Genomic DNA, 26544 nt, shown 5'->3' on the forward strand with positions numbered 1-26544 from the left:
ACCTGCGATGACCGACGCACTGCTCGGCGACCTCTACGACTACGAGTCCCTGCTCGACGAGCACGAGCGCAAGGAACTGCTGGGCATCCGGCGCTTCCTGCACGAGGACGTCCGGCCACGGGTCAACGCGGCCTGGGAGTCGGCGGCCTTCCCGATGGACCTCATCCCGCGCTTCGCCGAGGAGGGCATGGTCGGGCGCAGCTACGACCTGGAGCACCGGCCCCGCGCCTCGCGCCTGTTCACCGGCTTCATCTCGCTGGAGGCCTCCCGGGTCGACCCGTCGATGGCGACCTTCCTCGGCGTGCACAACGGCCTGTCGATGGGGTCGATCGTGCTGCTGGGCTCCGACGAGCAGCGGGCGCGCTGGGTGCCCGACATGGTCTCGCTGCAGAAGATCGGCGCCTTCGCGCTCACCGAGCCGCACGGCGGGTCCGACGTCGCCCAGGGCCTGGAGACGACCTGCCGGCGCGACGGCGACGAGTGGGTGATCGACGGGGCCAAGCGCTGGATCGGCAACGGCACCTTCGCCGACGTCGTCGTCGTGTTCGCCCGCGACGTCGCCGACGACCAGGTGAAGACCCTCGTCGTCGAGAAGGGCACCCCCGGCTTCACCGCGACGAAGATGGAGGGCAAGTACGCGCTGCGCACGGTGCAGAACGCCGACATCGTCTTCGAGGGCTGCCGGGTGCCGGCGGAGAACAAGCTCGCCGAGGGCAACTCGTTCCGTGACGTCAACCGGGTGCTCAAGCTGACCCGCGGCGGCGTCGCCTGGAACGCGGTGGGCTGCCAGATGGGCGCCTTCGAGGCGGCGATCGCCTACGCCAAGGAGCGGCGGCAGTTCGGCCGGCAGATCGCGGGCTTCCAGCTCATCCAGGACCTGTTGGCCCGCATGGCCGGCAACGTGACCGCCAGCCTCGGCATGGCGGTGCGGGTGTCGCAGCTGCAGGAGGAGGGCGTCTTCCGCGACGAGCAGGCGGCGCTGGCCAAGGCCTTCGTCACCGGCCGCGCCCGCGAGACGGTCGCCCTGGCCCGGGAGCTGTTCGGCGGCAACGGGATCCTGCTGGAGAACGACGTCGTGCGGTACTTCGCCGACGCCGAGGCGCTGTACTCCTACGAGGGCACCCGTGAGATCAACAGCCTGATCGTGGGACGGGCGCTCACCGGCGTCAGCGCCTTCGTCTGAGGCCCCCCGGCCGGCGGACGACGTCCCCGGACTCCCCGGACGCCACCGCGCCCCGCCGGGAGTTCCCGGCGGGGCGCGGTGGGAGTGTCCTCCCGGTCGGGAGGGCCGTGCTCAGTAGCTGCTGCTCGTGCCGGTCGTGCTGCTGCTGGAGCTGCCGCCGGTCTGGCTCTGCACGGTGTCGCGGGACTGCTGGGCCTGGCCCTGCACGTCCTGCGCGGCCGACTGGCCCTCCTCCTTGACGGTGGAGGCCGCGTCCTGGGCGGTCGACTTGACCTCCTGGACGGCCTGCTCGGCGGCCGGCCGCAGCTGCTCGCCGACCTCCTGCGCGACCTGCTTGGCCGGCTGGAGCAGCTCGTCCTTGTGCTCGCGGACGGCGGTCTCGGCCTGCTGGGCCAGCTGCCGCTCCTTCTCGGAGGCGGGCAGGAGGCTGGAGACCAGCCAGCCGACGCCGAAGGCGATCAGCCCGGCCGCGAGCGGGTTGCCCTGCGTCTGGCGGACCACGGCGTCGGGGGCCTGCTGGACGGCGTGCGCTGCCTGCGAGGCGGCGTCCTGCACGGTGCCGGCCGCGTTGCTCGCCGCGCCCTGCACCGAGCCGACCGTGTTCTGCGCGGTGCCCTGTACCGAGCTCATCGCGCTCTGCGTGGTGCCGTGGGCCGAGGAGCGCGTGTCGTGGGTCGAGCCCATGACGCGGTCCTTGACGTTGGCGAAGCGGCCCTTGGCCGACGCCATGCGCCGGTCGACGACGCGGGCGGGGTTGACCTTCTCGTTGAGGGCGTCGACGTCGTAGCTCAGCTCGCGCCGCGTGTCCTCGATCTGTCGCCGGATGACGTCCGGGTCACTACTGGTCATGTCTGCTGCTCCAGGGAGGGGAGGGGCCCGCGGGCCCGCGGGTCAGTGGGGCTTGAGGGCGCCGGGCACCTGGGAGAGGGTGTCCACGGTCCGTTCGGGCTTCGGGTTGACCTGCCGGAACTTCTTGCGCCCCACCACGAAGGCGACGGCGCCGATGACGCCCCAGATGATCGCCACGATCAGGGCGGCCAGGCCGGCGTCCATGACGTTCTCCAGCGCCCACCAGAGGGCGAAGGACAGGAACAGCAGCACCATGTAGCCGGCGAAGCCCGCGGCGCCGAACATGCCCGCGCCCTGGCCGGCCTTCTTGGCCTCGGTCGTGATCTCGGCCTTGGCGAGCGCGAGCTCCTGGCGCATCAGCACCGAGAGGTCGGTGGTGACCTCGCTGATGAGCTGGCCGACCGAGGTGCCCTCGACGTCGGGCCGGCCGGCGTCGGTCATCGGCGTGCCGCGCTCACCGGCGTGGGCGCCGTAGGCCGGGTCGGTGTAGCCCGGCTGGGCGTACCCCTGCTGGCCGAGGTCCTGCTGGCCGTAGGCCTGGCTGCCCGATCCCTGCTCCTGCCCGTAGGTGGGCGGGGCGGGGTAGTCGGACGGGGGCGGCTCCGGCGGATAGCCCTGGCCACCCACGGGGGTGGCTCCGGAGTAGGGGGTGCTCATCGGTCAGACCCCCTGGCCCGGACGGCTCGGGTCGTCCCAGCCCGCGGGCGCGGCCGGGGGCACGACGCTGCCGGCCGGCGGCGTCGTCCCGTAGGGCGGGGGAGGCAGCGGCGTGCCGGGGGTGGAGGGGGACTGCTCGTAGCCGGTCGACGTCGTCTCGTAGCCGGTCGTCGTGCCCTCGTAGCCGGTGTAGGCCGGCGTCTGGGCGGTGTAGCCGCCCTGCGCGTAGGTGCCCTCGGTGTAGGCACCCTCGGTGTAGGTGCCCTGGCCGTAGGTGCCCTGCGTCGAGGCGAACTGCGAGGTGCCCCGCGAGGAGCTCGAGTCGCTGCTGTGCGCGGCCTTGACGCCGCTGGTCAGCCGGCCGGCGAGCACGCCGGCGAGCGCGGCCCCCAGGAGGAAGGTGCCGGGCTTGCGGCGGGCGAAGGAGCGCACCTCGTCGAGCAGGTCGGCCGGCTCGCGGTTCTGCAGGAAGGTCGCGAACTCCTCCACCCTGCTGGCGCCCTCGTGGAGGAGGTCGCGGGCGGGGCCGGGTGCCGGGGCGTTGCCCTCGACCATGCCGCGCAGCTGCTCGGCCAGGCCGGAGAGGGTCTGCCCGGCCTTCTGCTGCTGCGAGACGGCCTGCTGGCGGACCTGGCTGCGGCCCTGCTCGACCAGGCTCCGCGCCTGGTACCGGGTCTCGGCGACGACGTTCTTCGCCTGGTCGGCGGCGGTCGAGGCGACCTGGCTGCCGGCCTGCTTGGCGGTCGCGCCGACGTTGCGGGCCTCGTCCTTGGCCACGTCGGTGGTCGAGGGGGAACCGGAGCTGGTCGAGGTCGTACTCGTGTCCCCGTAGCCGGTCGCGCCCGAGGAGGGCGGCGGCGGGAGGGGGGCGTCGATGGAGTGGGTCATCGTTCCTCCTGAGTGGATCTCGGTCGGAGCTGGCGCTACCCAGAACTGGATCACTCACACACATCCCGGCGACGGCCGTCACCTGGACGGATGTGGGTGGAGCGGGGCCGGTGACGGGGGTCACGCGGCCCGGGGAGCCGTGGGGAAGAGGCGGTCGGGGAGCCGGCCGGGCCGGCGGTCCGTGCCCGGCGACGTCGCCGTTCCCGCAGGCCAGGAGCTACCCGGACGCCCGGGTCCGAAACCGCGAGGGGCACACGGACGGGTGGAGTAAGGTGAGCCTTCCCTGACCCGAGGAGAGCCGTGGCCGACGACCGCCCACCCCGGAAACGGACGCCCCGCACCGCGACCGTCCTGCGCACCAGCCGGGTGACGCCGCACCTCGTCCGGATCGTCCTCGGCGGGGAGGGCCTGACCGGCTTCGCGCCGGAGCACGCCGACTCCTACGTCAAGCTGCTGTTCCCGCCGGCCGGCGCGCCCTACACCGCGCCCTTCGACGTCGACGACGTGCAGGCCCGACTGCCGCGCGCGCAGTGGCCGGTGACGCGCACCTACACCGTCCGCTCCTGGGACGCCGGCCCCGGCGAGCTGACCGTCGACGTCGTCCTGCACGGCGACGAGGGCGTGGCCGGCCCGTGGGCGGCGGCGGCCCGGCCGGGCCAGGCGCTGCAGCTGTTCGGCCCCGGCGGCGCCTGGTCGCCGCCGTCTGCGGGGCCGACCTGCCCGGCGGGGACGTGCACGCCTTCGTCCACGGCGAGGCCGGCGCGGTGCGCGAGCTGCGCCGCTTCCTGCGCACCGGGCTCGGCGTGCCACGGGAGCGCATGTCGGTGTCGGGCTACTGGCGGCTGGGCCGCACCGACGAGGCGTGGCGCGCCGAGAAGCGCGAGTGGAACGCCGCCGTGGAGGCCGAGGAGCAGGGTCTGGGCGTGGCCTGAGCCGGGAGGGCCGCCTCAGGCGCGCCAGGGGAAGGCGGGCGGGCGGCGCTCGGTGAAGGCCGCCACGCCCTCGGCGAGCTCGCCGGCGGTGACCGTCTCGCGGTACCAGCGCGCTGCCACCTCCTCGGCGCGGGCCTGGCCGTCCCCGCCGGCGGCCACCGCGGCCACGACCTCCTTGGCGGCGCGCTGCGTCAGCGCCGAGCGGGAGACCAGCACCTCGGCGAACCGGCGCACCTCGCCGGCCAGGTCGCCGGTCGGGAGCAGCCGGTCGACCAGGCCGGTGCGGAGCGCCGTCCCGGCGTCGATCAGCTCGCCGGAGTAGAGCAGGTAGCGGGCCGTCGCCGGGCCGACGAGCTGCACGAGCGCCTGCGTCGAGGTCGGCGTGTAGACGATCCCGACCTTGGCGGGGGTGACGCCGAAGACGCCGGTCGGGTCGGTGAACCGCAGGTCGCAGCAGGTGGCCAGCTCGACACCGCCGCCGATGCAGTGCCCGCGGACCATGGCGATCGTCGGCCGGGGGAAGTCCCGCAGCGCGGCCTGCGCGGCGAGGTTGTCCCGGCGCAGCTCCGCCATCGGGTCCTCGGGGTCGGGCCCGCCGAGCAGGTCGCCGATGTCCGCGCCGGCGCAGAAGCTCGGCCCGGCGCCGGTGACGACCAGCGCGCGGACCTCCGGGTCCCCGGCCAGCGCGGCCAGGACCCCGGGCAGCGCCGCCCACATGCCGGCGGTGAGCGCGTTGCGCTTCTCCGGCCGGTCGATGGTCAGGACGGCGACCGCGCCGTCGTGCGTGACGCGCAGCCCCTCGGCCCCGTGGTCCCCGGCCGTGTCCTCCGTGGTCACGGGATCAGCCGAGGTCGTCGGTGGCGAAGGTGTCGCACTGCGCCGGGTCGCCGGTCCGGTAGCCGGTGAGGAGCCAGCGCTGGCGCTGCTCGGAGGAGCCGTGCGTGAACGTGTCCTGGTCGACCGTGCCCCCGCCCAGGTTCTGCTGGATGTAGTCGTCGCCGATGCGCCCGGCGGTGTCCAGCGCCCGGTCGACGTCGTCCTGGGTGATCTCGGTGATCAGGGGCTCGCCGGACTCGTCGGGGACCGTCTCGGCGTGGTTGGCCCAGGTGCCGGCGTAGCAGTCGGCCTGCAGCTCCAGGCGCACGCTGCCGCTGGTGGCCCCGGTCGCGCCGGGGGTCACCTGCTGGTTGGTGCCCAGCAGGTCCTGCACGTGGTGGCCGTACTCGTGGGCGAGCACGTAGGCGTTGGGGAAGGCCCCGCCCTCGGCGCCGAACTGCGAGCGCAGGGTGTCGAAGAAGGACAGGTCGATGTACACCAGCTGGTCGGCCGGGCAGTAGAAGGGGCCCGAGCCGCTGGTCGCGCCCCCGCAGCCGGTCGGCGTCTGACCGGAGAAGAAGACGGTGTCGGTGGGGACGTACTGCGACCCGAGCGTCTGCGACCAGTAGTCCTGGATGGAGTCGACGTCGGCGACGACGGCGCACTCGACGGAGGTGTTGGCGTCCTCGGCCTCGTCGCAGGACTGCTCGAGCGCGGCGTTGTCGGCCGTCTCGCCCTCGCCGAGGCCGGCCAGCGCGCCGAGCCCGGCACCGCCCCCGCCGCCCCCGCCGCCGAGGACGTTCACCAGCACGAGGACGAGCAGCCCGACGACCCCGAGCCCGCCGCCCCCGACGGCCAGCCCCCGGCCGCCGCCGAGCCCGCCTCCGCCGCGCCGGTCCTGGATCGACGACGTGTCGAGGTCGCCGCCCTCCCTGTACCGCATCCGCCCGTGTCCTCCCGTCTCGCGTGCCGCTCGACCGTGCCACCGGCCCGCGGGGACCGCGACCCGGGCGGGGAGTCCGAGCCCTCGCGATCACGGCGCCGTGACCGCCGTCCGGGGCCCCGGGGTGGTCACGGCGCCGTGGTCGTCGGGAGGGGCGGCGGGTCAGGCGCGCTCAGCCGGCTCGGCGCCGGTGCGCGGGACCGCGTCGGGCTGGTCGCGCAGGAACAGGTACCAGTACGAGGTCCCGACGAACACGACCGCGCCGACGAGGTTGCCCGCGCCCGCGACCAGCCAGTTGAGCAGCGTGTCGCCCCAGCCGACGCCGTCGACCCCGGCGAACTGGGCGGCCGGCAGGTAGAACATGTTGGCCACCACGTGATCGAAGCCCATGGCGACGAAGGCCATGATCGGGAAGAAGATCGCCAGGATCTTGCCCGCGATGCTCGACGACGCCAGCGACATCCACACCGCCAGGCAGACCAGCCAGTTGCAGCCGACGCCGCGCAGGAAGACCTCCCACGGGGTGTGCGAGACCTTGCCCTGGGCGATCTCGGTCAGCCGCGCGAAGGTGAGCCCGGCGCTGCCCGAGCTGTCCGGGTCGCCGATGACGCCGGTGGAGACCGCCAGGAAGTACGCGACGAACAGCGCCCCGAGCAGGTTGCCGAGCAGGACGAGGGTGAGGTTCCGGACGACGTCCCCGACGTCGATCTTGCCGTTCATGGCGCCCAGCGGGACCAGCATCATGTTGCCGGTGGCCAGGTCGGAGCCGGCGATGAGCACGAGGACGAGGCCGAGGGTGAAGGCGGCGCCCATGAACAGCGTCGGCAGCGTGCCCCAGGTGTCGGTGTCCAGCCCGGAGGAGACCGTGATCGCCACCAGCGCCCCGAAGGAGATGTAGGCGCCGGCGAGGAAGGCGCTGACCAGCACCCGGTCCCACGTGCGGTGCACCTTCTTGGCGCCGGTCGCGGCGGCGACCTTGGCGACCTCGGCGGGTTCCTTGGCGGTCATCGCGCCTCCCGGGGGCAGTGGCGTCGGTGTCCGGACGGTAGCGGCACGGGACCGTCCGCGCTCCCCGGGGACCGTCGGCACGCGGGCCTGGCCCTAGGGTCAGGGGTCCACCGAGCCGGGAGGGGCCCATGGCGTTCTCGAACCGGGTGCGCGGCGCCCTGACCACGACGGTCCTCGCGACCGCCGCCACCGGCTTCCTCACCGGCTGCGGCACCGACGAGGACGACGAGCAGGTCGCCTACTGCACCAACGAGGACGGCGAGATCGTCGACGACGACTACTGCGACGACGACCGCGGCGGTGGCGGTGGCGGTGGCCTGTTCTTCCTCTACCTCGGGGCCTTCCGCCCCGGCCTCCCGGTCGGCACCGTGCTGCCGCGGGGAGGCACCCGCATCAGCCCCGCCGACACCGCCGCCCGGCAGCGCTACGGCCTGCCCGGCAGCGGCAAGGTGACCGGCGGCACCCGGGTGACCGGCGGCATCGGCTCGGGCTCCGGCGGCTCGGGCTCCGGCTCCTGAGCCCGTGCGGCGCGTCGAGGCCGGCGTCGTCCGGCCCGGGTGGGAGGCCGAGATCGAGGCGCAGGGGCTGGTCTACAACCGGACCCACCTGCCCGGCGGCGAGGTCCGCAGCTACTGGCGCGAGGGCCCCTACTACGACTTCGGCTCCGCCGAGGTCGCGCGGCTCGAGGGCTGGGTGGCCCAGCTGTTCGAGATGTGCGTGGCCGCCGGCGACCACGTCGTCGAGCACGACCTGTTCGACCGGATGGGCATCCCGCTCATCGCCCGCTCGGGCATCCGGGCCACCTGGGAGAGCGAGCCGCCCAGCGTCTACGGCCGCTTCGACCTGCGCTACGACGGCTCGGGCCCGCCCAGGCTGCTGGAGTTCAACGCCGACACCCCCACCGGGCTGGTCGAGTCGGCGGTCACCCAGTGGAACTGGCACCTGTTCACCGGGCAGGGCCGCGACCAGTGGAACGCGCTGCACGAGAAGCTCGTCGCCGCCTGGCAGCGCAACCTGACCCGGTGGGAGCGGCGGACCGGGATCCGCCCCCGGGTGCACCTCGCCTGGACCAGCGAGGAGACCTCCGGTGAGGACCGGATGACCGTCGCCTACCTCATGGACACCGTCGTGCAGGCCGGCTACGAGGCGGTCGAGCTCGTCGTCGAGGACATCGCGCTCGACTCCGGCGACGGCCGCTTCTACGACGCGCAGGGCCGCCACCTCGACGTCGTCTTCAAGCTCTACCCCTGGGAGTGGCTGATCGAGGACGAGTTCGGCGCCGCCGTCCTCGCCGACGCCGCCCGCCCCGGCGGCACCACCTGGATCGAGCCGGTCTACAAGATGCTGTGGAGCACCAAGGCGCTGCTGCCGGTGCTCTGGCGGCTCTTCGGCGGCGACCCCGTGCTCTCCGAGCTGCTGCTGCCGGCCTACTTCGCCGACGAGATGCCCTCGTCGTGGCGGGACTACGTGCGCAAGCCGCTGTGGGGCCGCGAGGGCGCCAACGTGGAGATCGTCCGCGACGGCCGGGTCGTCACCGCGGTGCCCGGCCGGTACGGCACCGAGGGGTTCGTCGTCCAGGAGTTCGCGCCGCTGCCGGACTTCGCCGGCGTCGACGGGCCGCACCACCCGGTGCTCGGCGCCTGGGTGGTCGACGGCGAGCCGGCCGGGCTCGGCATCCGGGAGAGCGAGGGGCTGGTCACCGACAACCTGAGCTTCTTCGTGCCGCACACGATCGACTCCGGCCGGTAGGGCGCGCCCGGCGCCGCGGCGTCCTACGGTCGGGCGCATGCCACTCGAAGGGGAGTACGAGCCCAGTTCGCAGCAGTGGGTCCGCGAGCAGGTGGAGCGCTACGAGGCGACCGGCGGCCGGGAGGCCAACACGCTGCGCGACACCGGCCTGCCCGTCGTCGTCTTCTCGACGCGCGGGGCGAAGACCGGCAAGGTCCGCAAGCAGCCGCTCATGCGGGTGGAGCACGACGGCGTCTACGCGATGGTCGGCTCCCAGGGCGGCGCGCCGAAGGACCCGGCGTGGGTGGCCAACCTGCGCAGGTACCCGGACCAGGTGACCGTGCAGGACGGCCCCGAGCCGTGGGACGGCGTCGCGCGGGAGGTCACCGGCGAGGAGAAGGCGCAGTGGTGGGAGCGGGCGGTGGCCGCCTACCCGCCGTACGCGGAGTACCAGCGCAAGACCGACCGCGTGATCCCGGTCTTCGTGGTCGAGCGCGTCCGCTGAGACCCGGCGGGTGGCGGTCCCGGCGCGCCGCCCGGGTCCGCCGCCCGCGGGTCAGCGGCGCAGCGACTGCTGCCGGTGGTCGACGACGTCCTCGATGCTGGCGTGCGGGCGCGGCATGAGCAGCAGCGCGATCATCGAGACCACCGCGCAGCCGACGATGTACCAGGAGATCCAGGTCGAGGAGCCCGTCCGGGCGAAGATCGCCGTGGCGATCAGCGGCGCGGGGCCGCCGGCGACCACCGACGCGAGCTGGTAGCCCAGGCCGGCGCCGCTGTACCGGACGCCGGTGCCGAACGTCTCCGAGATCAGCGCCGCCTGCGGGCCGTACATGACGTCGTGGAAGGCCAGCGACAGCACGATCGCGAGCAGCACCAGCCCCGCGCTGCGCGTGTTCAGCAGCCCGTAGTACGGGAAGGCGTACAGCCCCACCGCGACGATCCCGGCGCCGTAGACCAGCCGTCGTCCGAGCAGGTCGGACAGGAAGCCGAACAGCGGCACGGTCACGAAGCCGAGGGCCGCGGCGACGAGGGTGTAGTTCAGCAGGGAGTTGCGCTCCAGCCCGAGCCCCTCGGTGCCGTAGCTCAGGACGAAGGTGATGAACAGGTAGAACGGCGCCTGCTCGGCCATCCGGACCAGCGCCGACGTGACGATCGCCCGCGGCTGGGTCCGGATGACCTCCCACACCGGCTGCTTCACCACGGCCTTCTGCTCGCGGACGCGGGCGAAGTGCGGCGTCTCCAGGACCGAGAGCCGGACGTAGAGGCCGATCGCGATGAGGACGACGCTGGCCAGGAACGGGATCCGCCAGCCCCACGAGGTGAAGAAGTCCTCGCCGGCCCCCGAGACCAGCCGCACCGCGCCGGTGGAGAGCAGCAGGCCGATCGGGACGCCGAGCTGCGGCAGGCTCGCCATGAACCCGTGTCGCCGGCGCTCCCCCCACTCCATCGACATGAGGACCGAGCCGCCCCACTCACCGCCCACCCCGATGCCCTGGACGATCCGGAGCAGGGTGAGCAGGATCGGCGCCGCGACGCCGATGCTGGCGTAGCCCGGGAGCACGCCCATGAGCGCCGTCGCCACGCCCATGAGGGTCAGGGTCGTGATCAGGGCGCCCTTGCGGCCGAGCCGGTCGCCGTAGTGCCCGAAGACGGCCGCGCCGATCGGCCGGGCGGCGAAGCCGACGAACTGCGTGGAGAACGACAGCAGCGTGCCGGCCAGTGCGGACTCGCCGGGGAAGAACACCGCCGGGAAGACGAGCGCCGCCGCGGTCCCGTAGAGGAAGAAGTCGTACCACTCGATGGTCGTGCCGATGGTGCTGGCCACGGCGGCCCGGCGTCGTTGCGACCCCGTCCGCACGCCCGCGTCGCGCTCACGCAGACGGGCCTCGGCCGGATCCTGGGGGGTGTTCACGTCCGCCATGGCGAGCTCCTCTTCCGCGCCCCGGTTGGGGGCTGCAACGAGATGGCGGGGAACACGGTCGGCCCCGACCGGCACCGGCGTCAAAGGGGTGCGGCACGGCAGACCCGGGCGGCGCGCACGGGGTCCGGGCCGCCGCGCCCGGCGTCGTGGTCGACGTCCTGGTGCCGTGCGGGTACCGCCGGCTCAGAAGCCAACGACGGCGTGCGGGGTGTAGGGCTCCTCGAGACGCGCGACCTCCTCGTCGGTGAGCTGCAGGTCGACCGCAGCGACGGCGTCGTCGAGGTGGGCCTGCTTCGTGACGCCGACGATCGGCGCGGTCACCACCTGCTTGGCCAGCAGCCAGGCCAGCGCGACCCGCGCCCGGGGGACGCCGCGCTCGCGGGCCACCTCGGCCACCCGCTCGACGATCGCCCGGTCGCTGCGCTCGTCGTAGAGCCGGCGGCCGAAGTCGTCGGTCTCCGACCGCGCCGTCGCCTCGTCCCAGTCGCGGGTGAGCCGGCCGCGGGCCAGCGGGCTCCACGGGATGACGCCGATGCCCTGGTCGGCGCACAGCGGCAGCATCTCCCGCTCCTCCTCGCGGTTGAGCAGGTTGTAGTGGTCCTGCATGGACACGAACCGGTGCCAGCCGTGCTCGCCGGCGAGGTGCAGCGCCCTGCCGAACTGCCAGGCCCACATGCTGCTCGCGCCGAGGTAGCGGACCTTGCCGCTGCGCACGCAGGCGTCGAGCGCCTCGAGCGTCTCCTCGATCGGGGTGGCCGGGTCCCACCGGTGGATCTGGTAGAGGTCGACGTGGTCGACCTGCAGCCGCCGCAGGCTCGCCTCCAGCTCGCGCAGGATCGCCACCCGCGAGAGTCCGCCGCCGTTGGGCCCGGGCCGCATCCGGCCGTGCACCTTGGTGGCCAGGACGACGTCGTCGCGGCTGGTGAACTCGCGGATCGCCCGGCCGGTGATCTCCTCGCTGGAGCCGTCGGAGTAGACGTTGGCGGTGTCGAGGAAGGTGACGCCGGCCTCGAGCGCCCGCTCCACCAGCGGCATCGCCTGGTCCTCGGGCAGGCTCCACGGCGTCCGCCCGCGCTGCGGTTCGCCGAAGCTCATCATCCCGAGGCAGATCCGGGAGACCTGCAGGCCGGTGGCGCCCAGGCGTACGTACTCCATGCCCCCACCCTGGTCCCGCGCCCGGTCGCCGGCCACCGTGCCGCTGCCGCTCCGCGCGGCCCGGCCGGGGTCCGGGTCGCGGCTCCCGGGGTCTCCTCCGCGCTCCTGGGGTCCTGCGGCACCCCGGGAGCGCGGGGTCGACCCCGGGAGCGGCCCCGACCGGCTCCCGGGCCGCCGTCAGGGGAGCGCGGCGGCCAGCGCCGGGAGACGCTCGGCCACGCCGCCGGGGAAGGCGGTGAACGGCTCGGCGGTGACCGCGCGGCGGGCGCCCTTCCCGGTCCACCGCCAGGTGCCCACCACCCGGCCGCCGACGACGACGGTCGCGCGGAAGACGCCGTTGCCACCGGGCACGATGCGGTCGGCGAACTCCGGCGCGACCGCGCAGGTGCGGTCGGCGTAGCCGAGGACGAACTCGTCGAAGCCCGGCAGCAGGTGCAGCGCCTCCGCCTCGGCCCGGTGGGCGGCGAGCCGGTCGGCGGTGTCGGCGGCCATCAGCATCTCGGTGCCCTCGACGTCGATCGCGGTCAGCCGGTCGCGCACCGGCGCGAGGCCGGCGCGGGCGTCGCGGACCGTCGTGCCCGCCCAGCGGACCAGGTCGGCGACGGTGGCCGGCCCGTGCCCGGTGAAGAAGCGCAGCGCGAGCTCGGCCAGGGCCTCCTCGCCCTCCAGCCGCCGGGGCGCGCGGATCCACTCGTCGAGCAGGACGAACGCCTGGTCGCCGGCCTCGGGCGGGCCGAGGACCAGCGTCCCGGTCTGCGCCAGGTACCAGAGCGTGTGGTAGCCGCGCTGGCCGGTCACGTCGCACCCGGCCTCGGCCAGCGCGGCGAGCAGCGCCCTGCGGCCCAGCCGGCGGCCGCCGGTGAGCCCGCCGGTGGCGACCTCGCGCGCCCGCTCGAGATCGGCCTCGGTCAGGCCCACGACCGCCCGCCGCTTCGCCGCGCCGGCCAGCACCCGCGGGCCGAGCAGGGCGAGCATCCAGGGCAGGTCCTCCGCGGCGGTCAGGTGCAGCGTGCTGCGCATCGGCCACGACCGGACGACGTCCCCGGCGTCGAGCGCGGACTCCACCCCGGCCCGGGACCGGCCGGCGGTGCGCAGCGCGACCGAGGTGAGCGCGCCGGGCAGGTCCTGCCCCTGCACCGCGCCCAGCGCCCGCACCGCCGCGGCCGCGTCGGGGAACGGCGGGCCGGCGAGCCGCTGGGCGACCAGCCGCAGCAGCGCGACCTCCCGGGGGGACGTGCGCGGCGCGGTCATGGCGGCACTGTGCCAGCCGGCGCTGACAGACTCCCCGCCGTGCGAGCCGAGGACTGGGACGCCCGCTACGCCGAGCAGCAGCAGTGGACGGCCGGACCCAACCCGCTGGTCGCCGCGCTGCTCGAACCGCTGCCGCCCGGCGACGCGGTCGACCTGGCGGCGGGGGAGGGCCGGCACGCGCTCTGGTTGGCCGGCCGCGGCTGGCGGGCCGCCGCCGTCGACTTCTCCGCCACCGGGCTGGCCCGCGGGCAGGAGCAGCCGGGCGCCGACCGGGTCACCTGGGTCACCGCCGACGTCACCACCTGGGACGCCGCGCCGGACTCCCAGGACCTGGTGCTGGTGGCCTACCTGCACCTGCCGGAGGAGGACATGACGGCGGTGCTGCAGCGCGCCGTCGGGTGGCTGCGCCCGGGCGGGCGGCTGCTGGTGCTCGGCCACGACGTCGCCAACCTGACCGGCGGCGTCGGTGGACCGCAGGACCCGGCCGTCCTGCACAGCACCGAACGGCTCGCCCGGGTGGCCGGGCTGCTCGACGTCGACCGCCTCGAGCAGGTGCGGCGCGAGACCCCGTCGGGCACCGCGCTGGACACTCTGCTGTGGGGACGGCGGCCGGCCGGGCCGGCCGACCGCGGGCGGTAGCGTCGCGCCCGTGATGGGGATGGGCGGGGCCGGTGGCCGGCAGGCGCAGCGCCGACGGCGCCTGGTCGCCGCCGTCGTCGTCCTGGCGATGGTGCTGGCCGCGGCCGCGACGGTGCTCTCCCTCGCCCTCGGCTGAGGGGTCCCGAGGACTCCCTCCCGGGGCCCTCCCCGAGCCGACCGCGCGGGGCTTTGGTCCCTGGTGCCCGACGGCCGGATCGGCCAGGCTGGACGCCGTAACGAAACCGAATCGGACGAGAGGTTCCGCGCCCGCATGACGATGACCGACGACCTCGCCCTCGACCCCTCCGTCGACCTGGCGGTGGCCCGTCTGGTGGACGAGTTCCGCCCTCGGGTGCGACCGCAGGTGGTGGGCAGCGTCGTCCGGTCGTGCCGGCAGGACCTCAGCGGTGTCCCGGCGACGGCGCTGCCCGAGCTCGTCGAGCGGCTGGCGCGCACCCGGCTGGAGTCGGTGCGGTAGGAGCCCGGGCTCGCGGCCGGCCCCTGCGGGGCGGCCGAAACCGGTTGCCGCGCGCGGGACGATGACCGGCGTGGGCTACGTCGACGTGAGCGGGGTCCGGCACACGCTGCCGGGCGGCCGGGTGCTGCTGGACGACGTCTCCTTCCGCGTCGGCGAGGGCGCCCGGGCGGCGCTGGTCGGTGAGAACGGCGCGGGCAAGACGACGCTGCTGCGGATCGTCGCCGGCGACCTCGTGCCCGAGTCCGGGACCGTCTCCCGCAGCGGCGGCCTGGGCGTCATGCGGCAGTTCATCGGGTCGGTGCGCGACGACACGACCGTGCAGCGCTTCCTCGTCGACCTCTCCGGGCCGGCGGTCCGGGCGGCGTGGGACGCCGTCGAGGCCGCCGAGCTCACCCTCATGGAGACCGACGACGAGCCCGCGCAGCTGGCCTACGCCGACGCGCTGGCCCGGTGGGGCGACGCGGGCGGGTACGACGCCGAGGTCACCTGGGACACGGTGACCGTGGCCGCGCTCGGCCTCCCCTACGACCGGTGCAAGTACCGGGAGCTGTCGACGCTGTCGGGCGGCGAGCAGAAGCGGCTGGCGCTGGAGGCGCTGCTGCGCGGCCCCGAGCAGGTGCTGCTGCTCGACGAGCCGGACAACTACCTCGACGTCCCGGGCAAGCGGTGGCTGGAGCAGCGGCTGCTCGAGACCCGCAAGACGGTGCTGTTCGTCAGCCACGACCGGGAGCTGCTCTCCCGCGTCGCCGACCGGGTGGTCACCGTCGAGGGCGGCACCGCGTGGGTCCACGGCGGCGGCTTCGCCGGCTACCCGGCCGCGCGTGCCGCGCGGCACGAGCGGATGGCCGAGGTCCGCCGGCGCTGGGACGAGGAGCACCAGCGGCTGGTCGACCTGGTGCGCACCCTGCAGCAGCAGGCGGCCAACTCCCCGGACATGGCGAGCCGGTACCGGGCGGCGCAGTCCCGGCTGGCGAAGTTCGAGGCGGCCGGCCCGCCGCCGGACCGTCCGCCGGAGCAGCGGGTGACGATGCGGCTGCGTGGCGGGCGCACCGGCGTCCGGGCGGTCGTGGCCGAGCAGCTGGGGCTCACCGGGCTGGTGCAGCCCTTCGACCTCGAGGTCTGGTACGGCGACCGGGTGGCCGTGCTGGGCGCCAACGGGGCGGGCAAGTCGCACCTCCTGCGGCTGCTCGCCGGCCAGGACGTCGCGCACACCGGCTCCTGGCGGCTGGGTGCCCGCGTCGTCCCCGGCCTGTTCGCCCAGACCCACGCCCACCCCGAGTGGCTGGACCGGACGCCGGCCGACCTGCTCTGGCACGGCGAGCCCGGCCGGCCGGGCGTCGACCGCGGCCGGGCGATGGCGGTGCTGCGCCGCTACGGGCTCACCGGCGCGGCCGACCAGCCGTTCCAGACGATGTCGGGCGGCCAGCAGGCCCGCTTCCAGGTGCTCGTGCTCGAGCTGTCGGGCGCCACCCTGCTGCTGCTCGACGAGCCGACCGACAACCTCGACGTGCTCTCCGCCGAGGCGCTCGAGGAGGCGCTCGCCGCATTCGACGGCACCGTGCTCGCGGTGACGCACGACCGCTGGTTCGCCCGGTCCTTCGACCGGTTCCTCGTCCTCGGCGCGGACGGGCGGGTGTACGAGTCTGCCGAGCCGGTCTTCGACGAGGCCCGGGTCGCCCGGGTCCGGTGAGCCCTTGCGCGTCAGGGCAGCCTGACGGATGCTGGGTCGTGGACGTCGACGACCTCGAACGGCAGCACACCCTCGCCAGCGCCGTGCGCCGCTACGACGAGCTGCGCGCGCGGCACTCGCTGGCCGACCCCGACGAGCCGGCCGGCCCGCGCCCGCTGACCCGGGACGAGGCGCTGGAACTCCTGGCGCTCGGCGAGGTGATCGCCCGGCGTGCCGCCCAGGGCCGGCAGCTCACCGTGCGCACCGCCCGGACGACAGGGGCGTCGTGGGCGCAGATCGGCCGCGCGCTCGGCGCCACCCGGCAGTCGGCGTGGGAGGCGCACCGGCGGTGGATCGACGCCCAGGTCCACCACCCCGAGGGGTCCGGCGGGTTCACCGAGGACGAGGCCGCCGAGGCCCGCGCCCTGCTGGCCAACGACGCCGACTGAGAAAGGACCCCCGTGCCCCCCACCTCTCGCTCCGCTCGAGGCGGGACCCTGCACGGGGGCCGTTCCAGCACGTCGCCCGGGGCCCCTCAGAGGTCGACGTCGGGCTCGCCGCTGCCGCCGATGCGGTCCAGCTCCGCCATCTCCGCCGGTCCCAGCACCCGCGCCGCGGCCTGCAGGTTCTCCTCCAGGTGGGCGACCGAGGAGGTCCCCGGGATCAGCAGCAGGTTGGGGGAGCGGGCCAGGAGCCACGCCAGCGCCACCTGCATCGGCGTGGTCTCCAGCCGCCGGGCCACGGTCTCCAGCGCCGCCGACTGCAGGGGCGTGAAGCCGCCGAGCGGGAAGAACGGCACGTAGGCGATGCCCTCGCGGGCGAGGGCGTCGACCATCGGGTCGTCGTCGCGGTGCACGAGGTTGTAGTGGTTCTGCACGCACACCACCGGCGCGATCGACCGGGCCTCGGCGAACTGCTGGGTCGTCACGTTGGAGACGCCCAGGTGCCGGATGAGGCCCTGCTGCTGCAGCCCGGCGAGGGCCTCGAACGGCTCGGCCAGCGAGCGCTCCACGGGCGCGTCGGCGCCGGGCATCCGCAGGTTGACCACGTCGAGCACGTCGACGCCGAGGTTGCGGAGGTTGTCCTGCACCGCCGAGCGCAGCTCGTCGGCGGAGAGCGCCTCGGGCCACTCGCCCTCCGGCGTCCGGCGGGCGCCGACCTTGGTGACGATGGTCAGCTGCTCGGGATAGGGGTGCAGGGCCTCGCGGATGACCTCGTTGGTGACGTGCGGGCCGTAGTAGTCGCTGGTGTCGATGTGGTCCACGCCGAGCTCCACCGCCCGGCGGAGCACGGCGACGGCGGCCTCGCGGTCGGCCGGCGGCCCCATGATGTGCGGGCCGGACAGCCGCATCGCCCCGTAGCCGATCCGGTGGACCGTGCGGTCCCCGAGCACGAACTGTCCTGACCTCTCGGCGGTCGTCGTCATGACCGGCTCCTACCCGCCGACGCGCGCCTACGCGCAGCCCTCAGGCGGCCGAGCCGGCCGGATCGCGGACGAGGGCCTGCTGCCACCGCCGGACGTCGGCGTCCACCGTGGCCCGCTCGCGGCGGTCGGCCCGCTGCGCCAGGACGGCCAGACCCGCCCCGGCCACGGCGAGGCCGGCGGCCACCCACATCGGCGCGGTGTACCCGAGCCCCTGGGAGATGACCAGCGCGCCCAGTGCCGCGCCGAGCGCGTTGGCCACGTTGAAGGCCGCCTGGTTGGCCGCCGAGACGAGGCTGCCACCCGGGATGCGCGCGGCCACGATGACGCCGTTGAGCACGACCGGTCCCATGGCGAAGGCGATGAGGCCGAAGAGCACGAGCAGGGTCACCGCGGCGAGCGGGACCTCCGCGAGGAACGCGAGCGCGACGAGCACGCCGGCGACGGCGAGGAGGCCCACCACCACGGAGGCGAAGCCGAACCGGTCACCCAGGCGCCCGCCGAGCAGGGTGCCCACCGTCGTCCCGACGCCGTACAGCGCCAGGACGGGGGTGAGCCACCCGGCGGACAGCCCGGCGAGGTCGGTGAGGACCGGGCTGACGTAGCTGTAGACGGCGAAGTTGGCGGCGAAGCCCACGACGGTCAGCGCGAGCACCAGCCACACCTGGCCGCGGCGGAAGGCGGCCAGCTCGGTGCGCAGGTCGCTGGGCTCCCCGGCGTCGCGCGGCAGCCAGGTCAGCAGGCCGGCGACGGTGACGACCCCGAGGACGGCGACGGCCCCGAGCACCAGTCGCCAGCTGGTCTGCTGGGCGAGCAGCGTGCCGAGCGGCACGCCGACGACGTTGGCCAGCGTGAGGCCGACGAACACCAGCGAGATGGCGCGGGTGGCCTGCGCCGGCGGCACCGACCGGCGGGCGGCGACCGCGGCGACGCCGAAGAACGCCCCGTGGACGAGCGCGGTGAGGACGCGGGCGGCCACGAGCGTCTCGTAGGTCGGGGCGAGTGCGGACAGCGCGTTGCCGACGACGAACACCGCCATCAGCGCGACGAGCGTCTGGCGGGGCGCGAACCGCACGCCGACGGCGGTGAGCGTGGGGGCGCCGACGACGACGCCGACGGCGTAGGCGGAGATGAGCATGCCGACGGCGGACACCGAGACGCCGAGGCCGTCGGCGATCTCGGGCAGCATGCCCATCACCACGAACTCGGTCGTGCCGATGGCGAAGGCGCCGATGGCGAGCGCGAGCAGGGCACGGGGCACGGGGGACTCCTGGGACGACGGGGGTCGGGTGGTGCGGACGTCGTCGTCCGGTCCCCTGGTGCATCGTCCGGATCCGGCCGGTCATGCCCCGGGAGCGGGGTGGGTCTGCTCACAGCGCGGCCCCGGCACCCGCGGGGACGCCGGGGCCGCCGGGGCCGTGGGGGTCGGTCAGGGCTGGAGCAGCACCTTCACCGCGCCGTCCTTCTTCTCGCGGAAGTCGGCGTAGGCCTGCGGAGCCTGCTCCAGCGGCACGCGGTGCGTCGCGAAGTCGTCGACGCCGAGCGGGTCGCCCTCGAGCAGCAGCGGCAGGATGTCGGGCACCCAGCGCCACACGTTGGCCTGGCCCATGCGCAGCTGGATCTGCTTGTCGAACATCCTCGACAGCGGCATGGGGTCGGTGGCCCCGCCGTAGACGCCGGACAGGGAGATCGTCCCGCCGCGCCGGACGGCCTCGATGGCGGTGTTGAGCGCGGCCAGCCGGTCGACGCCGGCGACCTTCATCACCGGCGCCATGATCGCGTCGGGGATGACGGCCGTGGCCTTCTGCGCGATGGAGGCCAGCGGCGAGCCGTGCGCCTCCATGCCGACGGCGTCGATGACCGCGTCGGGACCGCGCCCGTCGGTGGCGTCCCGGATCGCGGCGACCACCTCGTCCTGCTGCGTCGAGCGGATGACCTCGGTGCCGCGGGCGGTGGCCCGGGCGATCCGCTCGGGCACCACCTCGGAGGCGTACACCTTGTCGATGCCCAGGTGGTGGGCGATCCGGGTGCACATGTCGCCGATCGGGCCGAGCCCCAGCACCAGCAGCGTGCCGCCGGGCGGGGTGGCGGCGTACTGCACCGCCTGCCAGGAGGTGGGGAGCACGTCGGAGAGGTAGACGAACCGGTCGTCGGGCAGGTCGCTCGGGACCGCGATGGGCAGCGTGTTGCCGAAGGGCACCCGCAGGTACTCCGCCTGGCCGCCCGGCACCTGCCCGTAGAGCTTGGTGTAGCCGAACAGCGAGGCGCCGAAGCCCTGGTCGCGGTTCTGCGTGGTCTCGCACTGCGACTGCAGGCCCTGCGAGCACATCCAGCAGGTGCCGCAGGAGATGTTGAACGGCACGACGACGCGGTCGCCCGGCCGGACGGCGGTCACCGCGGAGCCGACCTCGCGGACGACGCCCATCGGCTCGTGCCCCATGATGTCGCCCTTGGACATGAACGGCGCCATCACCTCGATCAGGTGGAGGTCGGAGCCGCAGATGCCGCTCGAGGTGACCTCGATGACGACGTCGGTGTCCTCCTGGATGGTCGGGTCGGGGACGGTGTCCACCTGTACGTCGGCTCGGCCGTGCCAGGTCACTGCGCGCATGGGTCTGCTCCTCGGGTGCTCGTCCAGGGGTTCCGCCGCGGCTCCTGCCCCACGTGAGCCTCATCGCGCCTGGTCCAACGCTCAACCGGCGTGTTCGTGACGCACCGTGAGGCCACTTCGACCGGCTGTCGAATGACATCCGTGCAGGTCAGTGGCGTGTGCCACACATTCGCTCGCCCTTACCCACCTGTGCAGGTCACGAAAACACCACGGCGTGTTCACATGGCTCCCGCCTGCTCCCCGGGCGCCGCACGAGTCCCTGTCCCCGACGGAAGTCAGGTGCATGACCGAGCTCCACCCCGACCGCCTCCGCGACGGAGCGGCGGCCCCGCGAGACCCCGCGGGCACCTCCACCCGGCAGGCCGCGGCGACCTCGCCCACCCGGCGGCACGCTCCGGCCGGTCCGGCGGTCCGGCGCACGACCTCGCAGCGGCGTCAGGAGGAGACGTCCACGTCCGGAGGTCTCCGCCCGCGGCCGACCCCGCGCCTGCGGTCCGCCGCGGCCGCTCCCGGGACCGGCGTCGAGGCCCCCGCCGACCGCGTCGGCGCCGCCGTCGCGCCGGCTCACGAGCCCGCCGAGGCCCCCGCCGTGCGGCCGGCCCACCGGACGGCGGGACGCCGCCGGCTGCCGCCGCCGCGTCGGCGCCCGGTGCTCCACCTCGCGGCCGTCCTCGTCGGCGCCGTGGGGCTGGGCACCGCCACCGCCGGCGACGGCGTCGCCCAGGCCGAGGGCTCCACGGGTCGGAGCGCCTCGGTGAGCGTGGCCGAGGAGCTCGGCATCGACGGCACGGACCTGTCGCCGGCCGCGGAGGCCGCGGTCATCGAGTCCGACGCCGAGGTGCTGCTGGGCGAGGTCACCGCCAGCCGCACCGCCCGCGAGGCCGAGGAGGCCGCCGCGGCGCAGGCCCAGGCCGAGGCCGACCGGGTCGCCGCGGAGGCCGCCGCCGCGGCGGCGGCCGAGGCGGCGCGTCCCCGGGCGGTCCTGCCGGTCGCGGGCGCCCGGCTCAGCAGCACCTACGGCGAGCGGTGGGGGACGCTGCACGCCGGCATCGACCTGGCCGCACCGATCGGCACGCCGGAGTACGCGGCCGCCGACGGCGTCGTCCTGGAGGCCGGGCCGGCCGGCGGCTTCGGCCTGGCCGTCTACGTCCAGCACGAGAACGGCGACGTGACCGTCTACGGGCACATGGAGCAGATCCTCGTGCAGCCGGGCCAGGTGGTCCGCGCCGGCGACACCATCGCGCTGCTGGGCGACCGTGGGCAGTCCACCGGCCCGCACCTGCACCTCGAGGTGCACGTGGGCGGGATCGACGGCGAGCGCACCGACCCCCTCCCGTGGCTGCGCGACCGCGGCGTCGCCGTCTGAGGGAGGACCCCGCTGCCCCCCACCCCTCGCAGGCTCGGGGCAGGCCCCGGCGAGGGGGCCGTCCGGCACGTCAGCCGCGCCGCCTCCCGGCCGGTCCGGACTGGTCGGCGCGCCGGCGGGGGACACTGGACCCGAGGGAGGGAGGCCCATGGGCGCCGGTCACGCGCACGACCACGGCACGGCGGCGGGGGGCTCCCGCAGCCGGCTGGCGGTCGTCCTCGGGCTCACCGTCGCGGTGCTGCTCGCCGAGGTCGTCGGGTCGCTGGTGTCCGGGTCGCTGGCCCTGCTCGCCGACGCCGGGCACATGGCCACCGACGCGCTCGGCGTCGGGCTGGCCCTCGGCGCGGTCACGCTCGCGCAGCGCCCGGCCCGCGGACGGCGCACGTTCGGCTGGCAGCGCGTGGAGATCCTCGCCGCCGTCGCCAACGGCCTGCTGCTGACCGCGGTCGCGGTCGTGGTGGTCGTCGAGGCGGTCCGCCGCGTCGGCGACCCGCCCGAGATCGACTCCGGGGTGGTGCTCGCCGTCGCCGCCGGGGGCCTGGCCGCGAACCTCGCCGCCCTGGCGCTGCTGCACCGGGGCCGGCGCAGCTCGCTCGCCGTCCGCGGTGCCCACCTGGAGGTGCTCGGCGACGCGCTCGGCTCGGTGGCCGTCCTGGTCGCCGCCGGCGTCGTCGCCGTCACCGGCTGGACCCCGGCGGACACGCTCGCCGCGCTGCTCGTCGGCTGCCTGGTGCTCCCGCGCGCGTGGACGCTGCTGCGCGAGGCGCTCGACGTCCTGCTCGAGGCCGCCCCCCGCGACGTCGACCTCGACGAGGTCCGGGCGCACGTGCTCAGCGTCGAGGGCGTCGTCGGGGTCCACGACCTGCACGCCTGGACGATCACCTCGGGGCTGCCGGTGTTGTCGGCGCACGTCGTCGTCACCGACGAGGCGCTGGAGGCCGGTCACGGCGGGCGCGTGCTCGACGCGCTCGGCAGCTGCCTGGGCGACCACTTCGACGTCGCGCACTGCACCTTCCAGATCGAGGCCGAGGCGCACGCCGGCCACGAGTCGCCCGTCCACGACTGAGGAAGGACCCCCTCGCCCCCCACGCCTCGCACGCTCAGGCGGAGGGCCCCTGCGAGGGGGCCGTTCCAGGACGTCACCAGGCCCCTGCGAGGGGGCCACCCCGTGCCGCGCCGAGTGGGACAGTGGGGAGCGTACGGCGATCGGACGGGAGGCGCAGGTGGAGCACGGGCACCACTCGGGCATGTGGGTGCCCGGCGAGCCGCCCACGTGGGGGCGGGTGTTCCTGCCCCACCTGGACGCCTGGTCGGTGCTGCCGGTGCTCGCCCTCGTCGGACTGGCCGCCTACCTGGTCGGCGTGGTGCGGCTGCGCCGCTCGGGCGTGGCCTGGCCGTGGTGGCGGACGGCGTCCTCCGTCAGCGGCTGCCTGGCGCTGTTCGCCGTCACCGGGACCTGGCTCAACGGCTACAGCATGGTGCTGTTCAGCGTGCACATGGCCCAGCACATGGTGCTGTCGATGGTGGTGCCGGTGCTGGTCCTGCTCGGCCGGCCGATGACGCTGGCGCTGCGAGCGCTCCCGCGGGGGAGGGGCGTGGCCGGCGTGCCGCGCGCGCTGCTGCTCGATGCTCTGCACAGCCGGGTGGCGCGCTTCGTCTCCCACCCGCTGTTCACGCTGCCGCTGTTCCTGGTCAGCCTCTACGGCGTCTACTTCACGCCCGTCTTCGACGCCCTCATGGGCGACCCGGTCGGGCACCAGTTCATGCTCGCCCACTTCACCGTGACCGGGCTGCTGTTCTTCGGGCCGATCCTGGCCCAGGACCCGTGGCCCCGGCAGGTGGGCCACGCCGGCCGCATGCTCGAGCTGCTCATCCCGATGCCGCTGCACGCCTTCTTCGGTGTCGCGATCATGATGGCCAGCTCGCTGGTGGTCCGGACCTTCGCCGAGCCGCCCGCCGGCTGGGGTGTCGACCCCCTGACCGACCAGAACACCGCCGGCAGCATCGCCTGGTCCTTCGGCGAGCTGCCGACGCTGCTCGTCCTCGCCATCGTGCTGTTCTCGTGGATGGGCTCGGAGGAGCGCCGCGGGCAGCGGATCAGCCGGGCCGCCGAGCGCGACGACGACGCCGAGCTCAAGGCCTACAACGCCCGCCTCAAGGCGATGGCCGCGCGCGGGCGGTGACCCCGGGGCGGTGTTCCCGGGGCGGTGACCTCCGGCCTCCGCCGCCGGGCCGGTGACCCCGGGGCGGTGACCCCGGGGCGGTGACCTCCGGCCTCCGCCGCCGGGCCGAGGGCCGGCTCCTGCGGCTCCGTCGGCCGGGACGGCCTCTGCGACCATGGGCGCGTGCCCGTCTCGTTGGTCGTCATGGCCGACACGCACCTGCCCAGGCGCGCGCGGGACCTGCCCCCCGGGCTCTGGGCCGCGGTCGACGCCGCCGACCTGGTGGTGCACGCCGGCGACTGGGTCGACGTCGCCCTGCTCGACGCGCTCGAGGCGCGCTCGCGCCGGCTGCTCGCCTGCCACGGCAACAACGACCACGGGCCGCTGCGCGAGCGGCTGCCGGAGGTGGCGCGGGCCGACGTCGAGGGACTGCGGATCGCCGTCGTCCACGAGACCGGCGACGCCCAGGGACGCGAGCGCCGCTGCGCCGCCCGCTTCCCCGACACCGACGTCCTCTTCTTCGGCCACAGCCACATCCCGTGGGACACCACGACCGGCACCGGCCTGCGGCTGCTCAACCCCGGCTCGCCCACCGACCGCCGTCGCCAGCCGCACGGCACCTTCGTGACCGCCGTCGCCGCCGACGGCGTCCTGTCCGAGGTGACCTTCCACCCGGTGCCGCGCGAGCCGCGGCCGTGACGGCCGCCCGGTGACCGCACCGGGAGCCCCACCCCCCGCTCGCTGGCGGTACCTCGGCGTCGGGCTCACCGGGCTGGTCGCCGCGTGCGCGGCGCAGAACGGACTGCCCTTCCTGACCGTCGCGCTGCGCGAGGAGGGGCTGAGCCTGCCGCAGGTGGGACTCCTGGTGAGCGCGCCCACGGCCGGCCTGGTGCTCACCCTGCTGCTGTGGGGGGCGCTGGCCGACCGCCACGGCGAGCGCCTCGTGCTCTCCTGCGGTCTGGCGATCGCCGCCGGCGGGCTCGGTGGCGCCGCGCTCGCCGACTCCGCCCTCCCCACCGGCCTGTGGCTGCTGCTGGCCGGCGGCGGCAGCGGCTCGGTGCACGCGGCCAGCGGCCGACTGGTGCTCGGCTGGTTCCCGCCGGCGCAGCGCGGCCTGGCGATGGGCATCCGCCAGGCCGGGCAGCCGCTGGGGGTCGGCCTGGCGGCCCTCCTCCTCCCGCGGCTGGCCGGCGACGGTCCCGGTGGCGCGTTCGCGGTCCTGGCGGCCGGCTGCGCGGTCACCGCGGTCCTGGTGGCGGTGTTCGTCCGCGACCCGGCCCGCCCGGCCCCCGCCGACGGCGTCCCGCGGCCGCCCTCGCCGTACCGCGGCCCGGTGCTCTGGCGGGTGCACGCGGCCAGCACGCTGCTGGTGGTGCCGCAGTTCGCCGTCGCCGGGCTGGCCTTCGACTGGCTGGTGCACGACGCGGGCTGGGGCGTCGCGGCCGCCGGGACGCTGCTCGCCGTCACCCAGGTCGGCGGCGTGGCGGCGCGCCTGGGCGCGGGGATCTGGTCCGACCGGGTGGGCAGCCGGCTGGGCCCGCTGCGCCGGGTGGCGGCCACCGTGGCCGTCGTCGTCGGGGTGCTGGCGCTCGTCGCCGCGCTGACGCCGGAGGTCTTCGGCCCGGCCGTGGCGGCCGCCGCGGCCGCGCTCGCCGCGGTGGCCACGGTCAGTCCGAACGGGGTGGCCTTCACCTCGGTGGCCGAGCAGGCCGGCAGCGCCTGGGCCGGGCGGGCGCTGGGCGCGCACAACACGGCGCAGAACCTGGCCGCGGCGCTCACCGTGCCGCTGGCCGCGCTGCTGGTCGACGCCGGCCCGGGCTACCCGGCCGCCTTCGCCATGGGCGCGGCCGCCGCGCTCGTCGCCGTGCCGGTCGTGCCCGGGCGTGCGGCCGAGGCCCCGCCCCCGCCGGCGCAGCCACCCGTGGCCGCGTCCGCGGGCACGCCGTGACGGCCCGGCGGCCCTGGCCGGCGCGGGCGGTGGCCCTGCTGGCCTGCCCGGTGTGCGGGCAGCCGCTCGCGGCCCTGCCCGGGGACGCCGGCCTGCGCTGCCCGGTCGGCCACGCCTTCGACCGCGCCCGCCAGGGCCACGTCACGCTGCTGCCGCCCGGGCACACGCCGCCGTCCGGTGACACCGCCGCGATGGTGGCCGACCGGGCCGAGGTGCTCTCCGCCGGCACCTACGCCGGGCTGACCCGGGTGCTCGCCGACGCGGTCGCCGCCGGCGAGGGGCCCGTGGACGGCGTCCTGGACCTCGGCGGCGGCACGGGCCACCACCTGGCCGGCGTGCTCGACCGGCTGCCCGGCGCGGTCGGCCTGGTGCTCGACGCGTCGCGCTACGCGGCGCGGCGGGCGGCCGGGGCCTCGCCGCGTGTGCTCGCCGTCGTCGCCGACACCTGGGCCCGGCTGCCGGTCCGCGACGCCGCCGTCGACCGGGTGACGGTGGTCTTCGCGCCGCGCAACGGGTCCGAGACCGCGCGGGTGCTGCGTCCCGGCGGCCGGCTGGTCGTGGCGACGCCGGCGCCGGACCACCTGGCCGAGCTGGTCGGCCCGCTGGGCCTGCTGCGGGTGGACCCGGACAAGGCCGCGCGGCTGTCGGCGGCGCTCGAGCCGCACCTGGCACCGGCCGGCGGGGTGCAGCACCGCGAGGAGCTGGTGCTCGACCGGCGCGCCGTCACCACGGTGGTGGGGATGGGGCCGCACGCCCGGCACCTCGCACCGGAGCAGCTGGCCGCGGCGGTGGCCCGGCTGCCGGCGCAGGTGCGGGTGACCCTCGCCGTCGACGTCAGCACCTGGACGGTCTGACGTCCCCGGGACACGTGTCCCGGACGCGCAGGAGGGGCCCGGCCGACCGGCCGGGCCCCT

General features: G+C 75.5%; 28 protein-coding genes and 1 pseudogene. 17 read left to right on the top strand and 12 right to left on the bottom strand.

Translation table 11 applies throughout. The annotated features are described in order from the left end of the window. Window positions 1-7: 7 nt before the first annotated feature. Entirely contained in the window at window positions 8-1183 is a 1176-nt protein-coding gene (locus ACWIZO_RS13245) for an acyl-CoA dehydrogenase family protein (protein WP_448642882.1), read from the top strand. A 111-nt stretch (window positions 1184-1294) separates the two neighbouring features. Here ACWIZO_RS13245 and ACWIZO_RS13250 read toward each other — a convergent pair whose 3' ends face one another. The 3 genes from ACWIZO_RS13250 to ACWIZO_RS13260 are packed head-to-tail and all read right to left on the bottom strand — an operon-like array spanning window position 1295 to window position 3577. Next, complete coding sequence (locus ACWIZO_RS13250) at window positions 1295-2032, bottom strand: DUF3618 domain-containing protein (RefSeq protein ID WP_448642883.1); 738 nt, start codon at window positions 2030-2032, stop codon at window positions 1295-1297. Between the two features lie 42 nt (window positions 2033-2074). After that, on the bottom strand, window positions 2075-2689 hold the full coding sequence (locus ACWIZO_RS13255; RefSeq protein WP_448642884.1) for a phage holin family protein: 615 nt from the start codon (window positions 2687-2689) through the stop codon (window positions 2075-2077). A gap of 3 nt (window positions 2690-2692) precedes the next feature. After that, window positions 2693-3577 (bottom strand): hypothetical protein, encoded by an 885-nt coding sequence (locus ACWIZO_RS13260; RefSeq protein WP_448642885.1) that lies wholly within the window; start codon window positions 3575-3577, stop codon window positions 2693-2695. Between the two features lie 366 nt (window positions 3578-3943). Here ACWIZO_RS13260 and ACWIZO_RS13265 point away from each other — a divergent pair. Further along, window positions 3944-4207: pseudogene (locus ACWIZO_RS13265) on the top strand (siderophore-interacting protein); the annotation flags it as partial. Between the two features lie 2 nt (window positions 4208-4209). Then, window positions 4210-4509, top strand: a complete 300-nt coding sequence (locus ACWIZO_RS13270; protein ID WP_448642886.1) for a siderophore-interacting protein — start codon at window positions 4210-4212, stop codon at window positions 4507-4509. 15 nt (window positions 4510-4524) lie between these two features. Here the strand turns inward: ACWIZO_RS13270 and ACWIZO_RS13275 are convergent, their stop codons facing one another. The 3 genes from ACWIZO_RS13275 to ACWIZO_RS13285 form a co-directional block, all read right to left on the bottom strand. Continuing rightward, window positions 4525-5346, bottom strand: a complete 822-nt coding sequence (locus ACWIZO_RS13275) for an enoyl-CoA hydratase/isomerase family protein (RefSeq protein ID WP_448642887.1) — start codon at window positions 5344-5346, stop codon at window positions 4525-4527. A 4-nt stretch (window positions 5347-5350) separates the two neighbouring features. Continuing rightward, window positions 5351-6268, bottom strand: coding sequence for a KPN_02809 family neutral zinc metallopeptidase (gene ypfJ, locus ACWIZO_RS13280; protein WP_448642888.1), 918 nt, complete (start codon window positions 6266-6268; stop codon window positions 5351-5353). 162 nt (window positions 6269-6430) lie between these two features. Beyond that, entirely contained in the window at window positions 6431-7276 is an 846-nt protein-coding gene (locus ACWIZO_RS13285; protein ID WP_448642889.1) for a formate/nitrite transporter family protein, read from the bottom strand. 128 nt (window positions 7277-7404) lie between these two features. Here ACWIZO_RS13285 and ACWIZO_RS13290 point away from each other — a divergent pair, with 128 nt between their 5' ends. The 3 genes from ACWIZO_RS13290 to ACWIZO_RS13300 are packed head-to-tail and all read left to right on the top strand — an operon-like array spanning window position 7405 to window position 9509. Continuing rightward, on the top strand, window positions 7405-7794 hold the full coding sequence (locus ACWIZO_RS13290) for a hypothetical protein (RefSeq protein ID WP_448642890.1): 390 nt from the start codon (window positions 7405-7407) through the stop codon (window positions 7792-7794). 4 nt (window positions 7795-7798) lie between these two features. Next, window positions 7799-9025: a glutathionylspermidine synthase family protein gene (locus tag ACWIZO_RS13295; protein ID WP_448642891.1), complete on the top strand. Its 1227-nt coding sequence runs from the start codon at window positions 7799-7801 to the stop codon at window positions 9023-9025. A gap of 37 nt (window positions 9026-9062) precedes the next feature. Further along, entirely contained in the window at window positions 9063-9509 is a 447-nt protein-coding gene (locus ACWIZO_RS13300) for a nitroreductase family deazaflavin-dependent oxidoreductase (protein ID WP_448642892.1), read from the top strand. Between the two features lie 51 nt (window positions 9510-9560). Here ACWIZO_RS13300 and ACWIZO_RS13305 read toward each other — a convergent pair whose 3' ends face one another. The 3 genes from ACWIZO_RS13305 to ACWIZO_RS13315 form a co-directional block, all read right to left on the bottom strand. After that, window positions 9561-10919: an MFS transporter gene (locus ACWIZO_RS13305; protein WP_448642893.1), complete on the bottom strand. Its 1359-nt coding sequence runs from the start codon at window positions 10917-10919 to the stop codon at window positions 9561-9563. Window positions 10920-11111: 192 nt separating this feature from the next. Beyond that, window positions 11112-12083, bottom strand: coding sequence for an aldo/keto reductase (locus tag ACWIZO_RS13310; protein WP_448642894.1), 972 nt, complete (start codon window positions 12081-12083; stop codon window positions 11112-11114). A gap of 177 nt (window positions 12084-12260) precedes the next feature. Next, window positions 12261-13334: a winged helix DNA-binding domain-containing protein gene (locus ACWIZO_RS13315; protein WP_448642895.1), complete on the bottom strand. Its 1074-nt coding sequence runs from the start codon at window positions 13332-13334 to the stop codon at window positions 12261-12263. A 39-nt stretch (window positions 13335-13373) separates the two neighbouring features. Here ACWIZO_RS13315 and ACWIZO_RS13320 point away from each other — a divergent pair, with 39 nt between their 5' ends. The 5 genes from ACWIZO_RS13320 to ACWIZO_RS13340 all read left to right on the top strand — a co-directional run bounded on the left by ACWIZO_RS13320 (window position 13374) and on the right by ACWIZO_RS13340 (window position 16569). Continuing rightward, window positions 13374-13973, top strand: coding sequence for a class I SAM-dependent methyltransferase (locus ACWIZO_RS13320; protein ID WP_448642896.1), 600 nt, complete (start codon window positions 13374-13376; stop codon window positions 13971-13973). Between the two features lie 10 nt (window positions 13974-13983). Continuing rightward, window positions 13984-14109, top strand: coding sequence for a hypothetical protein (locus tag ACWIZO_RS13325; protein ID WP_448642897.1), 126 nt, complete (start codon window positions 13984-13986; stop codon window positions 14107-14109). Window positions 14110-14244: 135 nt separating this feature from the next. Continuing rightward, a complete protein-coding gene (locus ACWIZO_RS13330; RefSeq protein WP_446759203.1) occupies window positions 14245-14451 on the top strand; it encodes a hypothetical protein in 207 nt (68 codons plus the stop codon). A 61-nt stretch (window positions 14452-14512) separates the two neighbouring features. Further along, window positions 14513-16141 carry an ABC-F family ATP-binding cassette domain-containing protein gene (locus tag ACWIZO_RS13335; protein WP_448642898.1) on the top strand — a complete coding sequence of 543 codons (1629 nt, stop codon included), beginning with the start codon at window positions 14513-14515 and terminating at the stop codon, window positions 16139-16141. 38 nt (window positions 16142-16179) lie between these two features. After that, on the top strand, window positions 16180-16569 hold the full coding sequence (locus tag ACWIZO_RS13340) for a hypothetical protein (RefSeq protein ID WP_448642899.1): 390 nt from the start codon (window positions 16180-16182) through the stop codon (window positions 16567-16569). 86 nt (window positions 16570-16655) lie between these two features. Here the strand turns inward: ACWIZO_RS13340 and ACWIZO_RS13345 are convergent, their stop codons facing one another. The 3 genes from ACWIZO_RS13345 to ACWIZO_RS13355 all read right to left on the bottom strand — a co-directional run bounded on the left by ACWIZO_RS13345 (window position 16656) and on the right by ACWIZO_RS13355 (window position 20154). Continuing rightward, the gene (locus ACWIZO_RS13345) at window positions 16656-17546 is read right to left on the bottom strand and encodes an aldo/keto reductase family oxidoreductase (RefSeq protein WP_448642900.1); all 891 of its coding nucleotides are present in this window, start codon (window positions 17544-17546) and stop codon (window positions 16656-16658) included. Between the two features lie 40 nt (window positions 17547-17586). Further along, window positions 17587-18804 carry an MFS transporter gene (locus tag ACWIZO_RS13350; RefSeq protein WP_448642901.1) on the bottom strand — a complete coding sequence of 406 codons (1218 nt, stop codon included), beginning with the start codon at window positions 18802-18804 and terminating at the stop codon, window positions 17587-17589. Between the two features lie 168 nt (window positions 18805-18972). Beyond that, a complete protein-coding gene (locus tag ACWIZO_RS13355; protein WP_448642902.1) occupies window positions 18973-20154 on the bottom strand; it encodes an alcohol dehydrogenase catalytic domain-containing protein in 1182 nt (393 codons plus the stop codon). A 649-nt stretch (window positions 20155-20803) separates the two neighbouring features. Between ACWIZO_RS13355 and ACWIZO_RS13360 the strand changes: the two genes are divergently transcribed. The 6 genes from ACWIZO_RS13360 (at window position 20804) to ACWIZO_RS13385 (ending at window position 26484) form a co-directional block, all read left to right on the top strand. Next, a complete protein-coding gene (locus ACWIZO_RS13360) occupies window positions 20804-21520 on the top strand; it encodes a M23 family metallopeptidase (protein WP_448642903.1) in 717 nt (238 codons plus the stop codon). Between the two features lie 148 nt (window positions 21521-21668). Then, the gene (locus tag ACWIZO_RS13365) at window positions 21669-22586 is read left to right on the top strand and encodes a cation diffusion facilitator family transporter (protein ID WP_448642904.1); all 918 of its coding nucleotides are present in this window, start codon (window positions 21669-21671) and stop codon (window positions 22584-22586) included. Between the two features lie 157 nt (window positions 22587-22743). Beyond that, a complete protein-coding gene (locus tag ACWIZO_RS13370) occupies window positions 22744-23703 on the top strand; it encodes a cytochrome c oxidase assembly protein (protein WP_448638168.1) in 960 nt (319 codons plus the stop codon). A 162-nt stretch (window positions 23704-23865) separates the two neighbouring features. Further along, window positions 23866-24381, top strand: coding sequence for a metallophosphoesterase family protein (locus tag ACWIZO_RS13375; protein WP_446759212.1), 516 nt, complete (start codon window positions 23866-23868; stop codon window positions 24379-24381). A gap of 10 nt (window positions 24382-24391) precedes the next feature. Then, window positions 24392-25630, top strand: a complete 1239-nt coding sequence (locus tag ACWIZO_RS13380; protein WP_448638169.1) for an MFS transporter — start codon at window positions 24392-24394, stop codon at window positions 25628-25630. Window positions 25631-25659: 29 nt separating this feature from the next. Beyond that, complete coding sequence (locus ACWIZO_RS13385; RefSeq protein ID WP_448642956.1) at window positions 25660-26484, top strand: putative RNA methyltransferase; 825 nt, start codon at window positions 25660-25662, stop codon at window positions 26482-26484. Window positions 26485-26544 lie beyond the last annotated feature (60 nt).

The sequence above is a fragment of the Geodermatophilus sp. URMC 63 genome, from assembly GCF_053502565.1.